Origin of the sequence: Ramlibacter sp., from assembly GCF_035548915.1 — a bacterium.
Lineage (GTDB): Bacteria > Pseudomonadota > Gammaproteobacteria > Burkholderiales > Burkholderiaceae_C > Ramlibacter.
This window is the reverse complement of record NZ_DASZSE010000042.1, coordinates 37,164-49,704: the sequence shown is the minus strand read 5'-3', so window position 1 is coordinate 49,704 and position 12,541 is coordinate 37,164. Positions and strand designations below refer to the sequence as shown.

Here is a 12,541-nt window from a genome sequence, read left to right as displayed (position 1 = left end):
GCCCTTCGGTCACGCCACCCTAGGGTATTGCTCCCTCTCCCCTTTGGGGGAGAGGGTGGGGGTGAGGGGGTTCGTCCACCAGCTGCACCGGCCGCCCGACCACCAGCCGGAATCTTCCCCGGCCCGTCTTTTCGATCCGCAGATGCGGACTCTGCTCGGCGAGCCTGCGATGCAGCAGGAGCAGTCTCGCCTCCAGGTTGTCGCTCACGTCGGGCAGCTTGAGCGACGGATCGAGCCGCAGCTCGCGGTTGCTGAATTCGATGCGTCCCTGCACGCTGTAGTCGCGCAGCAGCTTCCAGAGGATCGCGCCTGCCACGCCCTTGATCAGGTAGGCGTCGTCGAGGAACACGCTGTCGTTCGCCGCGAAGTGCCTGAGCACGAGCGGCGCGCCTTGCGCCGCGGGCGGCCCGGCGGGCGAGGCATCGGCCGAATCGCTTTCGTCCGAGGCACGCAGCAGCTCGATCGTCGCGCCGAGCTGCCCCGCGACCGCGACCAATGCATCCTCGTCCTCGTAGTTGAAGCGTCTGTCCTGCGGACTTTCCGCGAACAGCACGCCGAGCACACGCGCAGCGCAAAGGATCGGCACCGCCACCTGGCTGTGCGGCTGCGGCAGGCCCGGGTACGGAATCTCCACCGCGTCGGCGAGGCCCATGCCCGAGCGGATCGCCTGGCTGTAGCTGTACGCGCTCGATATGTGGCCGATGCGCACGGGCGTGGCCTCGCGCGCGGCCACCCCGATCACACCTTGACCCAGCGCGACCTCCGAGCCGACGCCGGAGGTCGGGTAGCCCGTGCTTGCGACGGTATAGAGGCGCCCGCTCGCCGCATCGAGCATCAGCACCATCGCGTGGCGAATGTCCATCGAGTCGGCCAGGCTCGCGAGCACGCTCGCGAGCGCGTCGTCGAGCGAGGCGCAGCGCGCGATGCGTTCGCTCGCGCGGCGCACCGCACCCAGGAGGCCCGTGCGCGGCGGCCGGTCGGGCATCGTCTGCCCCGGGACTTCCTCCAGCTCCAGCAGTTCGTAAACGTCGGAGCCCAGCAGGCGGAACACACCTTCCATGCCGGAGTGCGACGCGATGCCCGCCAGCTGCGCCTTCATGCTTTCGAAGAGCGGCCCTTGCGTTTCGGTGCGCAGGTAGCGCAGGTGCAGCCGGTACATCCGCGAGGTGATCGGATGCATGACGAGCGCGTTCGCATACGGATTCGCAAGGATGTTGTGCCGCGTCTTGTTGAAGAACTGGAAGGAGAGCGCGACGTGCCGCTCGTCCACGTAGAACACCTGCGAGAGATACGCGGCGTTGGGCAGGCCCTGTTCGTCGCATGTCGCGAGCACGGCCGGAATCGCGCCTTCCAGCGCGGCGCGGATGTCCCGCTCGCCGTCGCATTGCGCAGTTGCGCGCGCGAGGCCTTCAGCTGCAGCGCCCAATGCGTCGTCGGGCGCGTGATCACGACCGCGAGCTGCCCTTGCGCCGCGACGTCCTGCAGCAGGCGGCGCGCCGCGCCGCGATCGAGAAAGATCGTCACTTCCGAGCCGTCGTCCGTGATGGCAATGGCGACGGCGCGCATGATGCTCGGGCGCCGGTGGCTGTCGCACGAGGCGGCGATCACGGACACGCCGCCGCGCAGCGTCGCCACGACGTCCGGCGGCAGGCACTGCTGGCCGTCCATTCTCAGTTCGCGAAGCGGCGGCGCGTGAGCGCGAGTGCCGTCCAGTAAGCGGCAACGGCGTAGGCGGCAAGCACGAGAAGGTTGCGCACCGGGTGTTCGGGCCAGCGGTCCATGAACATCGGCCGCACGAGCTCGACCGCGTTGGTTAGCGGCAGCCAGTCGGAGACGGCGCGCACCGGGCCCGGCAGCTGCTCGCGCGGGAAGAAGACGCCGGAGAGGAACATCATCGGCGTGAGGAAGAGCGTGAAGTAGTAGGTGAAGAAATCGTAGCCCTGCGCGAGCGCGTTGAAGATGAGGGCGATGCACGAGAACGCGATGCCCGTGGCGAAGAGCACCGGCCACGCCGCGACAAGCTTCGGACTGTGGCTGATGTTCAGCGCGAGCATCACGCCGAGGATCGCCGTCGCGGTGAAGAGCGCCTTGAAGCCGGCCCAGAGCATCTCCGCCATCACGATGTCGTCCAGGCTCACGGGCGCGTTCATGATGCCGTCCCACGTCTTTTGCACGTGCATGCGCGAGAACGCGGAATAAAGCGCCTCGAACGACGCGGCGTTCATCGCGCTCATGCAGATGGAGCCGCTCGCGAGGAAGAGGATGTAGGGCACCTGTTCGCCCTGCACCTGCACGCGCCCGACCAGCATGCCCATGCCGTAGCCGAATGCCACGAGCCAGATGAGCGGCTCGGCGATGTTGCCGATGAGGCTCGGCAGCACGAGCTTCTTCCACACGAGCAGGTTGCGCAGGAAGACCGGCCACCAGCGCAGCGACAGCGCGGGCGCGCGCCAGTCGCTCGGCGGGGTGGGCGGAACGAAATAGGCGGTCATTGCATCGGGGACAGCAATGCTACCCCTCCTCCCGGATCTGCCGCCCGGTCAACTTGAGGAACAGGTCCTCCAGGTTCGCCGGCCGGTGCAGGATGCGCAGCTTCGGGTGCGCATCGAGCGCCTCGATGAGCGGCTTCGGCTGCGCGGTGTAGAAGAAGACGGTCTCCCCGCTCACTTCGACGCGCGCGGCGAGCGCCTTCAGCGATGCGTCGTCCATCAGCGCGAGCGCGCCGTCGCCATAGGCTTCCACGACGTCGGGCTCGAGGTGCTGCGCGATCAGCTCGCGCGGCGTGCCTTCCGCGATCTTTCTGCCATGGTCGAGCACGATGAGACGCGTGCACAGCCTTTCGGCTTCGTCCATGAAGTGGGTAGTGAGCAGGATTGACTTGCCCTGCTGCATGAGAACCTGCAACCGCTCCCACATCAGGTGGCGCGCCTGGGGATCGAGGCCGGTGGTCGGCTCGTCGAGCATCAGCAGACGCGGGTCGTTCACGAGCGCGCGCGCGAGCGAGAGCCGCCTGCGCATGCCCCCGGAGAGCTGCGCCGGCTTGGCGTCGGCCTTGTGCGAGAGCGCCGCGAATTCGAGGAGCTCCGGGATGCGCTCGCGAATGGCGCGGTCCTTCATGCCGAAATAGCGCCCATAGACGAGCAGGTTCTCCGCGCAGGAGAAGTCCGGGTCGAGCGAGTCGAACTGGCTCACCACGCCGAGCTGCGCCTTGATGGCGAGCGCGTCGCGCGGCATGTGCAGGCCGAGCGCGTGAATCTCGCCCGTGTCGGGCGGCGTGAGGCCGAGGCACATGCGGATGGTGGTGGTCTTGCCCGCGCCGTTCGGGCCGATCACGCCCAGGCATTCGCCGGGGGCGATGTGAAACGACAGGTCGTTCACGACGGCCTGGCCGCCATAGCGCTTGCTCAGGTGGCGCGCATCCAGCAACAGCTCGGACATGGCTGGCTAATATAGCGAGATGTTTGCGCCGCTCGCCATCCAGCAGCAATACCTGCTGCCCAAGAAGCTCTTGACCGTGCTGATGGGCCGGCTCGCGTCGGCGCGGCTCGGCTCGGTCACGCAGTGGGCGATCCGCAAGTTCATCGCGGCTTACCGCGTGAAAATGGAAGAGGCCGCCGACCCGCGCCCGGAGGCTTACGCGACCTTCAACGATTTTTTCACGCGGGCTTTGAAGCCCGGAGCCCGGCCGATTTCCGAAGCGCCATTCGTGTGCCCGGTCGACGCGGCGATCAGCCAGTTCGGACCCGTGGAGAACGACCAGATCTTCCAGGCGAAGGGCCACTCCTATTCGACGCGCGCGCTGCTGGGCGGAGACGCGCGACTCGCGAGCGCTTTCGATCATGGCCACTTCGCGACGCTCTACCTCGCGCCGAAGGACTATCACCGCATTCACATGCCGTGCGATGGACGCCTCGCGCGCATGATCCACGTGCCGGGCGATCTCTTTTCGGTCAATCCGCTCACGGCGCGCCACGTGCCGGGGCTTTTCGCGCGCAACGAGCGCGTGGTGTGCGTGTTCGACTGCGCGCACGGGCCGATGGCGATGGTGCTCGTGGGCGCGACCATCGTGGGAAGCATGGCCACCGTCTGGCACGGCGTCGTGAACCCGCCGCGTCCGCGCGAGCCGCGCGAGTGGCACTACGCCGAGCGGGACATCACGCTCGCCAAGGGCGCGGAGATGGGGCGCTTTCAGCTCGGCTCGACCGTGATCCTCCTCTTTCCGAAGAACGTGCTGACTTTCGTTCCCGATTGGGCGCCGACCGTGCCCGTGCGCCTGGGCGAACCCATGGCAACCGTGATCCAGCACACGGCGATCGTGTAAGCGCGCCGCGGGGGACCTTCCCTCCGGGCACGAATCTGGCTATAACTCCGCGGATCACCTGTGGAGGTTCTCCCGATGAATTACCACTGTCCACACTGCGGCCGCATGGTCGGTGTGCACAGGCTTTTCTTCAGCGACATCACTGCCTGCAAGGAATGCGGGCAGAAGCTGGTCCTGGGGGATTTCCTGGCCTTTTTCGTCGCGGCGCTGGCGATGCTCGTGATGGCGCTCAGCGCTCTCTACAAGCTCTCGCACGTGTTCTACAACCCGCTGGTGGCCGGCGGCTACTCGGTCGCGATCGGGATGATCACCGGCATCGTCGTGCTGCTGCTGCTCGGCCGGGCCAAGCCGTACAAGCGTATCCGCCCCGTGGCGAGCCCGCACACCCAGCCGCCGCCGCAAGCCGAAGCGAAGTCCTGACGGGACTCGCGGCCCGGCTGACCGCTCAAGGCTGACGGTCGCCGGCGCTGATCTGCTGTGCGTCCGGCTGGCGAATGCCCAGCTCCGCGAGGATCGCCTGCGTGTGTTCGCCCACCCGAGGGATCGGGTCCATGCGATAGTCGAAACTGCTGTTGCCCGCCGGCGGCAGCAGCGCGGGGATCTCGCCCGCGGGCGAGCCCACGCTGCGCCAGCGGTCGCGTGCCTTCAGCTGCGGATGGGACCAGAGCCCGGCCATGTCGTTCATGCGCGCGTTGGCGATCTGCGCTTCGTCCAGGCGGCGCTCCACTTCCGCGGTGCCGAGATCGGCGAACACCTGCTCGATGATCGGGCGCAACTCGGCGCGATGCTCGTTGCGTTTCGCGTTCGAATCGAAGCGCGGGTCGCTCTGCAGCGCGGTGCGGCCGAGGACCTTCTCGCAAAACGCCGCCCACTCGCGTTCGTTCTGGATGCCGAGGATCACGGTGCCGTCGCGTGTGGCGAACGGCCCGTAGGGGTAGATGCTCGCGTGCGACGAGCCCGTTCGCGGCGGGGGCGCCGCGCCTTCGTGGGCGTAGTACATCGGAAACGACATCCATTCGCCGAGCGACTCCAGCATCGAGACGTCGATGCGGCTGCCCCGGCCCGTGCGCCCGCGCTGCAGCAGCGCCGCGAGGATGCCGCTGTAGGCGTACATGCCCGCGGCGATGTCGGCGATCGAACAGCCGGCCTTGCTGGGCGTCTCGGGCGTGCCCGTGACGGAAAGCAGGCCCGCTTCCGCCTGGATCAGCAGGTCGTAGGCCTTCTTGTCGCGATACGGGCCGTCGCCGCCGTAGCCCGAGATGTCGCACACGATGAGCCTCGGATGCGCGTCGTGCAGTTCGTCGAACGAGAGTCCCATGCGCGCCGCCGCGCCGGGCGCGAGATTTTGCACGAGCACGTCGGCTTTCGCGAGGAGCTGCTTCAGGGCCTCCAGCGCCCAGGGCACCTTCAGGTCGAGCGCGAGGCTCTCCTTGGACCGGTTCGTCCAGACGAAATGGGAGGACTGGCCTTTCACGCGGGAGTCGTAGGCGCGGGCGAAGTCGCCCGTGCCGGGCCGCTCCACCTTGATCACGCGTGCGCCCAGGTCGGCGAGCTGGCGCGTGCAAAAAGGCGCGGCGATGGCATGTTCGAGGGAGACGACGAGGATGCCGTCAAGAGGTCGGGTCATGGTGGGTCAGCTTCGAGCGTGGCCGCGGGTGCGCGCACCGCGCCCCGTACGGGGTCGAGGCCATCATTGTTGGCGCGCGAACGCCTCGCGCGCAATGTCCGATTCCCAAAGGCGGCCATCGAAGAATTCGAACGCCGCACCGCCGGCGCTCGCGCGCACCGGGCCGGTCACTACTGGAACGCGACTTCGTCGAAACTGCGCAGCTTGCGCGAATGAAGGCGCGTCGAGCCCTGCGACCGCAGGAGTTCGATCGCGCGCATGCCGATCCTCAGGTGCTGGTCCACGCGCTCGCGGTAGAACGTGTTCGCCATCCCGGGCAACTTGATTTCGCCGTGCAGGGGCTTGTCGCTCACGCACAGCAGCGTGCCGTAGGGCACGCGGAAGCGAAAGCCATTGGCGGCGATGGTCGCGCTTTCCATGTCGAGCGCCACCGCGCGGCTTTGCGAAAACCGCCGCTGCGGCTCGTTGCCGGGAAGGAGCTCCCAGTTGCGGTTGTCGGTGCTCGCGACCGTGCCCGTGCGCATGATGCGCTTCAGGTCCGCGCCGCGAAAGCCCGTCACGTCGGCCACGGCCTGCTCCAGCGCGAGCTGGATTTCGGCCAGCGCCGGCACGGGCACCCAAAGCGGCAGTTCCTCGTCGAGCACGTGATCCTCTCGCACGTAGCCGTGCGCCAGCACATAGTCTCCGAGCTGCTGGCTGTTGCGCAGGCCCGCGCAGTGGCCGAGCATGAGCCACGCGTGGGGCCTCAGCACCGCGACGTGGTCGGTGATGGTCTTCGCGTTCGCGGGGCCGACGCCGATGTTCACCATCGTGATGCCGCCGTGCCCTTCGCGCACGAGGTGGTAGGCCGGCATCTGCGGCAGCCGCGCGGGCGGCGCGCCGAGCGCGTCGTCGGCTTCGGCGTCGAGCCCGCGGCGGCGCGTGACGACGTTGCCCGGCTCCACGAACGCGGCATATTCGCTGTCGGGCCGCGCCATCTCCTCGTGGCCGAGCCGCACGAATTCGTCGATGTAGAACTGGTAGTTGGTGAAGAGGACGTAGTTCTGCGTCCAGTCGGGCGAGCTGCCGGTGTAGTGGCGCAGGCGGTGCAGCGAATAGTCCACGCGCGACGCGGTGAAGAGCGACAGCGGCTGCGACTCGCCCGGGCGGCGCAGCCAGGTGCCGTTGGCGATGCCGTCGTCCATGCCCTCGAGGTTCGGCAGGTCGAACAGGTCGCGCATCATGAGACGCCGCGCCGGCGGCACGTTGCCTTCGATGTGATCGTTCTCGGCGAACGAGAAGTGGATGGGAATCGGCTCGTTGCTCGTGCCCACCTCCAGCTCCACCCCGTGGTTTTGCCGCAGAAGCCGGAACTGTTCCAGGTAGTAGTTGCCGTACAGGTCCGGCCGGGTGAGGGTCGTCTCGTAGCGGCCGACGCCCGCCACGAAGCCGTACGACAGGCCCGAGTTCTCGAGCACCGCCTGCGGCACGACCGTGTCGGTGTGAATGCGGACGAACGGGTAACAGGCACGCACGCGGCCGGGGAGCGTCTCGCCGGCCACGAAGCGCAGCATCGCCTCGCGCAGGTGCTGAATCTGCTGGGCGTAGATGGTTCTCACCTGGGCGAGCGCGGCCTCGGGATCGCTGAAGCGCATGGGTGCGATGAAAGCAGGCATGAGAGGCATGTGCGTATTGTGCAACCTGCGTTGCACTCGGCCTTTCGGGCCGTTCCGGCCGGGAGAAGCTGTCCTACAGCCTGTAACGACCTCTGCCGACGTTACAAAATCCGTCCGCCTGCCACAGTTCTCGCACCGCGAACCACAGCATTCACGCGAATAACAGGAGCTGCACGCATGTCCACCGCACTGGCCGCCAATCCGTTCGCCCTGATGGTCGACCCCGCCTCCGTGAAGGACCGCATCGACCACTCGGAACAACTGAGCCAGCTGAGCCAGAGGCAATGCCATCCGCTCGACCGCGCCGTGATCCGCTGCGCGAGCGCGGAAATCGCCGCCTACGACGCGAAGATCGACCGCACCACGATCTACCTGCCTCCGGAAGAAGACAAGTCGCAAGCCGCGGTGCGGACTTATCCGCGCAAGGTGAACTGAAGGCGCGAGCGCCCGCGGCGCGGGGCTTTCAGGAAATTCGCCGCGAAGGCACCACCTGCGGCATCGGCCGCGCGGGCTCGATCTGCATCGGGATCGGCTGCTGCGTGCGCAGCAGCACGTCGCGGTCGCGCCTTTCCTGCTCCGCGAGCGCGCGCTGGCGCCGCTGCCACGCTTGCTGGCGTGCTTCCTCGCGCGCTTCTTCCTCGCGCAGCGCCCGCTCCTCTTTCGCACGGGCTTCGCGCCGGGCCTGCTCGGCCGCGCGTGCCTGCTCTTCGCGCTTCGCGCGCTGCTCCTTCGATGCTTCCTCGTCCTGCTGCGCCTGCTGCTGCAGCTTCACCAGGCGCGCGGCACGCGCTTCGCCCAGTGCCTGCGACACGGCGAGCTCCTGCGCTCGGCGCACGGCTGCCGCGGCAAGACGCTCCCTTTGCCTTTCTTCCTGCGCGCGGCGCGCGGCGGCGAGCCTTTTCTCCTGCTCGGCGCGCCTCGCCTGAACGAGGTGCAGTTTCTCCTGCTCGCGCTTTTGCGCGGCGAGCCTTCGCTCTTCCTCGGCGGCGGCCTTCTTCGCGGCCTGCGCGGCAGCGACGGCCCGCTTCGCTTCGGCCGCATGCCGGTTGCGGGCCACTTGCCTGTCCTCCGTGCCGGCTCGCGGAGCGTGCACGATGCGAGGCGAAGGTTCCACCATGCGGCGCTTTGCGACCTTCGCCTCATTCGCGACTTTTGGCGCCTTCGCCGCATCCGCCACCTTCGCCGCATTCGCCGCCTTCGCCGCTTTCGTCGGCCTCGCGGGCTCGGTCGAGGCCTGTGCCACCGGCAGCGGCGGCGCGGGCCTGGCGGCGGCTTGCCGAGGCGTCTTCGACGTCGCGGCGGCTTGCTGCTGCGAGGACGTGACGGGCGGGGCGGCCGCCTGGGCCGGCGGCGCCTTGCGCTGCGCCTGCGCGAGCGCCTTCTGCTGCTCCTCGATTTCGCGCAGCATCTGCTCGTGGCGCTGCGCTTCGCGTTCGCGGAATTGCCGCGCGATCTCGTCGGGGCGCACCGCCGGCGCCGCGCTCGGCGCGGCCGCGGGCGCGCGCCCGCGCGCCGCCATCCACTGATCGAACTCGTCGATGGCCGCGAAGGCGGGCGTGGGCGTTCTCGCGAGCGTGCGCTGGCGGAATGTGAGCCGCTGACCCGGGGCCAGCTCCGCGGATTCGCCGTGCTCGCCGTAGACCACGGCGAGGCCGGAGGTCACACTCACCCGCGTGCTGCCGTCATGCGAGTCGACGTCGATGCGGTAGTCGCCGGGCTGGCGCGCCCGAAAGGCGAGGTTGGGCGTGCCGATTTCGATGTTCTCCCCCGAGCCGAGGCGCGTGACGGTGAGCGCGACGCTGCCGCGCAGCAAGTTCGCCTCGAGCGCCGTGTCGCTCACCGATTCGATCGAGACCTGGGTCTGTCCGTCCAGGCGCAACAGGTGCGCGCCCGCTTGGAGTTCGGCGTGGGAGCCCTTGTCGGTCCATACGCGGTCGCCGCGCGCGAGCGCGTGCTTGGGCTTCACATCCGTCCATTCGTTGTCGCCCTTCGGGGCGACGGCCACGCCTCCTTCGGCGTAGTCGAGCAAGGCGGCGGGCACCGCCACCACCTGGGCCAGGCCGTGGCTCGCGGCCACGGCCCACGCCGCGCACAGCACGGCAGACGCCAGCCGGCGGCCCGGGCGGCTGGAAACGACGGGAGCATCCATAGGTGAGACTAGAACGCATGAGTTGGCGTTTCGAACGCTAACGCTTGGTAAAGCCGTGGGCTTTCGTGCGATTTTTTGTAATCCGGGGTTAGGCCTTTCCCTCTTTCCCCAGACCCCGCTGCATGCCCGCCCTTGTAGGCGCGACCTTACGCGCCGCTGCAAGCTGTGCCATTACCATTCGCAGGTCATGGCCCCTCACCACCTGTCGACGTGGTACCGCTCCATCACGCATACCAGCCGGGCGCCGCTGCGCTGGCTCGCGGCCTGGTCGCGCATCACGTTCTTCGGCGCGATCATGCTCGTGCGCGCGATGTCGCTTCGCAGCTATACGCCGCAGGTCCGCTACAACCTCGCGCGGCACGTCTACCTCGACACGGCGCCGATCCTGCTGTGGTTCACGGTGCTCATCGCTCTTTTCACGCTCATCATCACGCGCATCGTAGTGGTCACGGCCACGAGCTACGGCCTGTCGCAGTACGCGCTCGAAATGGTCGTGCGGGTGCTCGTGATCGAGCTCATCCCGCTCACGGCGGCGCTCTTCATCGCGCTGCGATGCACGATCCCGAGCGGGGCCGCCCTCGTGGAGATGCGCCGTGCGGGGCACTTCCGGCGGCTGCGCGCCGAGCGGCTCGACCCCGTCACGATCGAGGTTCTTCCGCGCCTGATCGCCGGGGTCTTCGCGTGCATCACGCTCGCCGCGCTCAGCTGCGTGGTGGCGATGGCGCTCGGCTACTTCGCGGTCTACGGCTTCACCGTCGCGGGACTGCAGGACTACACGCGCGTGTTCGGCCACGTCTTCGAGCCGGTCTTCACGCTCATCTTCTGCCTGAAGACGTTCTTCTTCGCGCTCGCCGTGAGCATCATCCCCATGGCCTCGGGCCTGAACAACGTGGAAGGCGGGCCTTCCCGTGAAACCGCCGCGCTGCAGGGGCTGGTGCGGATGTTCGGCGTGCTCCTGATGCTCGAAGCCGCCTCGCTCGTGGGCAACTACATCTGAACCGGACTCGCCGAGGACATGGCCGCCGCGACCCCGCCGCCCCCGCACCCGACGCCGCCGCCCGAGCCGGAAACGCCGGCGACGCGCTCCGAGCCGGTCGCCACGCACAAGCCGGTGCCGCATCTGGAGCTGAAGGCGACGCTCTTGCTGCTTTTCACGCTCGCGCTCGTGACGGGCGCGGCGATCTACCTCATGTATGCGCGCGGCTTCTTCGAGCCGAAGCAGACCGTGGTGCTGATCACCGACAACTCCGAGGGCGTGACGCCCGGCATGGACATGCTCTTCTCGGGCTTTCCGATCGGCCGCGTGCGCCGCGTGGATCTCGGTGACAACGGCAACGTGCGCATCACCGTCGACGTGAACCGCAAGGATGCGAAATGGCTGCGCACGTCGAGCGTGTACACGCTGGTGCGGGGCCTCGTGGGGGGCGCAGTGCTGCGCGCGTACTCGGGCGTGCTGTCGGACCCGGAACTGCCCGACGGTGCGGAGCGTCCGGTGTTGCGCGGAGATGCCAACGGCGAGATCCAGCGCGTGATCGGCGCGGCGCGCGATCTGCTCGACAACCTGAGCGAGATGACGTCGGCGAATTCCGAACTGCAAAAGACGATCGCGAACCTGCAGACTTTCAGCAACAAGCTCCAGGGCCAGCGCGGTGCGCTGCATGCCGTCTTCGGCAACGAGCGCGATGCGCAGAAGCTGGTCGATGCGATCAACCATGCCAACACCGCGATGGCGCGCATCGAGGCGGTGGCGGGGCATGCGGATGCGCAGCTCTTCGGCCCGCAGGGCCTCGCGCGCGACACGCACGTGACGCTCGAGCAGCTGCAGACGCTGCTGGCCGATGCGCGCGGCAGCATGAAGCGCGTGGACGACGTGCTTGGGGAAGTGCAGGGGATCGGTGCGAACGTGAAGTCGGGCACCGCCGACCTCGGGTCGCTGCGCGAGGAGGTCGAAGCGAACCTGCGCAGGATCGAGGACATGATCAACGACCTGAACAGGAAGTGGCCCTTCGCGAAGGATCGCAAGGTGGAACTGCCGTGAAGCGCGCCGCTGGCCTCGGACTCGCCTTCGTGCTGGGAGGCGCGATGCTCGCCGCCTGCGGCAGCAAGCCGCGCCAGCCGGACTGGCTCGTCAACGCGGATTCGGCGCAGGAGCGGTTCGCGCGGGCGTATCTGTCGGGCGACGAGCGCGTGGCGAATGCCGAATTCGCCCTGCTGCGCAGCGCCCTCACGAGCACGGGCAATCCCGCGCTCGTCGCGCGAGGCGAGCTCACGCGATGCGCGGTGCGGGTCGCGGCGCTCGACTTCCAGCCGTGTTCGGCGTTCGATGCGCTGCGCGACGACGCCCCGAAAGAAGAACGCGCGTATGCGGATTTCCTGGACGGAAGACCCGCCGCCGCACAGGACTTGCCCGAGGCCTACCGCGCGATCGCGGGCGGCAAGGGAGGCGCCGCTGCGCTCGAGGACATCGAGGACCCTGTGTCGCGCGTCGTCGCGGCGGCGGTGCTGCTGCGCAGCGGCCGGGCCGACCCTCGGGTGCTGCAGGTCGCGGCCGATACGGCCTCGCAACAAGGCTGGCGTCGCGCGGTGCTCGCCTGGCTGGGCGCGCAACTGATGCGGGCCGAGCAGGCCGGCGCGACGGAGGAAGCGGCGCGGCTGCGCAGGCGCATCGCGATTGCGGCGGGTGGGAAGTAGCGTTGCGCTCGAGAGAGAAAGCCTCTGGATTCCCGCTTGCGCGGGAATGACGGGGGGAGGGGGGATTCACATTCCTTTACCGAGCTTTGCCGAAGCGC

Annotated in this window: 13 protein-coding genes; 7 read left to right on the top strand and 6 right to left on the bottom strand. The window is 68.4% G+C overall.

Features of this window, described 5'->3' with window-relative positions:
* Positions 1-19: 19 nt before the first annotated feature.
* Positions 20-1,426, bottom strand: coding sequence for a GAF domain-containing protein (locus VHA82_RS17330; protein ID WP_325546021.1), 1,407 nt, complete (start codon positions 1,424-1,426; stop codon positions 20-22).
* Positions 1,427-1,549: 123 nt separating this feature from the next.
* On the opposite strand from VHA82_RS17330, the gene VHA82_RS17325 reads away from it, so the two are divergent.
* Entirely contained in the window at positions 1,550-1,696 is a 147-nt protein-coding gene (locus VHA82_RS17325; RefSeq protein ID WP_325546019.1) for a hypothetical protein, read from the top strand.
* Here the strand turns inward: VHA82_RS17325 and VHA82_RS17320 are convergent.
* The gene (locus tag VHA82_RS17320) at positions 1,671-2,492 is read right to left on the bottom strand and encodes an ABC transporter permease (protein WP_325546017.1); all 822 of its coding nucleotides are present in this window, start codon (positions 2,490-2,492) and stop codon (positions 1,671-1,673) included. The genes VHA82_RS17325 and VHA82_RS17320 overlap by 26 nt on opposite strands.
* Positions 2,493-2,511: 19 nt before the next feature.
* On the bottom strand, positions 2,512-3,438 hold the full coding sequence (locus tag VHA82_RS17315) for an ATP-binding cassette domain-containing protein (RefSeq protein ID WP_325546015.1): 927 nt from the start codon (positions 3,436-3,438) through the stop codon (positions 2,512-2,514).
* 19 nt (positions 3,439-3,457) lie between these two features.
* Between VHA82_RS17315 and asd the strand changes: the two genes are divergently transcribed.
* Positions 3,458-4,321 (top strand): archaetidylserine decarboxylase, encoded by an 864-nt coding sequence (gene asd / locus VHA82_RS17310; protein WP_325546014.1) that lies wholly within the window; start codon positions 3,458-3,460, stop codon positions 4,319-4,321.
* Between the two features lie 75 nt (positions 4,322-4,396).
* Positions 4,397-4,741, top strand: coding sequence for a hypothetical protein (locus VHA82_RS17305; RefSeq protein ID WP_325546013.1), 345 nt, complete (start codon positions 4,397-4,399; stop codon positions 4,739-4,741).
* Between the two features lie 25 nt (positions 4,742-4,766).
* On the opposite strand, the gene VHA82_RS17300 is transcribed toward VHA82_RS17305, so the two are convergent.
* Positions 4,767-5,948, bottom strand: a complete 1,182-nt coding sequence (locus VHA82_RS17300; RefSeq protein WP_325546012.1) for a CaiB/BaiF CoA-transferase family protein — start codon at positions 5,946-5,948, stop codon at positions 4,767-4,769.
* Positions 5,949-6,118: 170 nt separating this feature from the next.
* Positions 6,119-7,612, bottom strand: coding sequence for an AMP nucleosidase (locus tag VHA82_RS17295; RefSeq protein ID WP_325546009.1), 1,494 nt, complete (start codon positions 7,610-7,612; stop codon positions 6,119-6,121).
* Between the two features lie 168 nt (positions 7,613-7,780).
* On the opposite strand from VHA82_RS17295, the gene VHA82_RS17290 reads away from it, so the two are divergent.
* Positions 7,781-8,038 carry a hypothetical protein gene (locus VHA82_RS17290; RefSeq protein ID WP_325546007.1) on the top strand — a complete coding sequence of 86 codons (258 nt, stop codon included), beginning with the start codon at positions 7,781-7,783 and terminating at the stop codon, positions 8,036-8,038.
* Between the two features lie 28 nt (positions 8,039-8,066).
* Here the strand turns inward: VHA82_RS17290 and VHA82_RS17285 are convergent, their stop codons facing one another.
* Positions 8,067-9,752 (bottom strand): FecR domain-containing protein, encoded by a 1,686-nt coding sequence (locus VHA82_RS17285; protein WP_325546005.1) that lies wholly within the window; start codon positions 9,750-9,752, stop codon positions 8,067-8,069.
* A 187-nt stretch (positions 9,753-9,939) separates the two neighbouring features.
* Between VHA82_RS17285 and VHA82_RS17280 the strand changes: the two genes are divergently transcribed.
* The 3 genes from VHA82_RS17280 to VHA82_RS17270 are packed head-to-tail and all read left to right on the top strand — an operon-like array spanning position 9,940 to position 12,443.
* On the top strand, positions 9,940-10,749 hold the full coding sequence (locus VHA82_RS17280; RefSeq protein ID WP_325546002.1) for an ABC transporter permease: 810 nt from the start codon (positions 9,940-9,942) through the stop codon (positions 10,747-10,749).
* A gap of 18 nt (positions 10,750-10,767) precedes the next feature.
* The gene (locus VHA82_RS17275; RefSeq protein WP_325546000.1) at positions 10,768-11,790 is read left to right on the top strand and encodes an MlaD family protein; all 1,023 of its coding nucleotides are present in this window, start codon (positions 10,768-10,770) and stop codon (positions 11,788-11,790) included.
* Entirely contained in the window at positions 11,787-12,443 is a 657-nt protein-coding gene (locus VHA82_RS17270) for a hypothetical protein (protein WP_325545998.1), read from the top strand. Before VHA82_RS17275 ends, VHA82_RS17270 begins: the two co-directional genes overlap by 4 nt.
* Positions 12,444-12,541 lie beyond the last annotated feature (98 nt).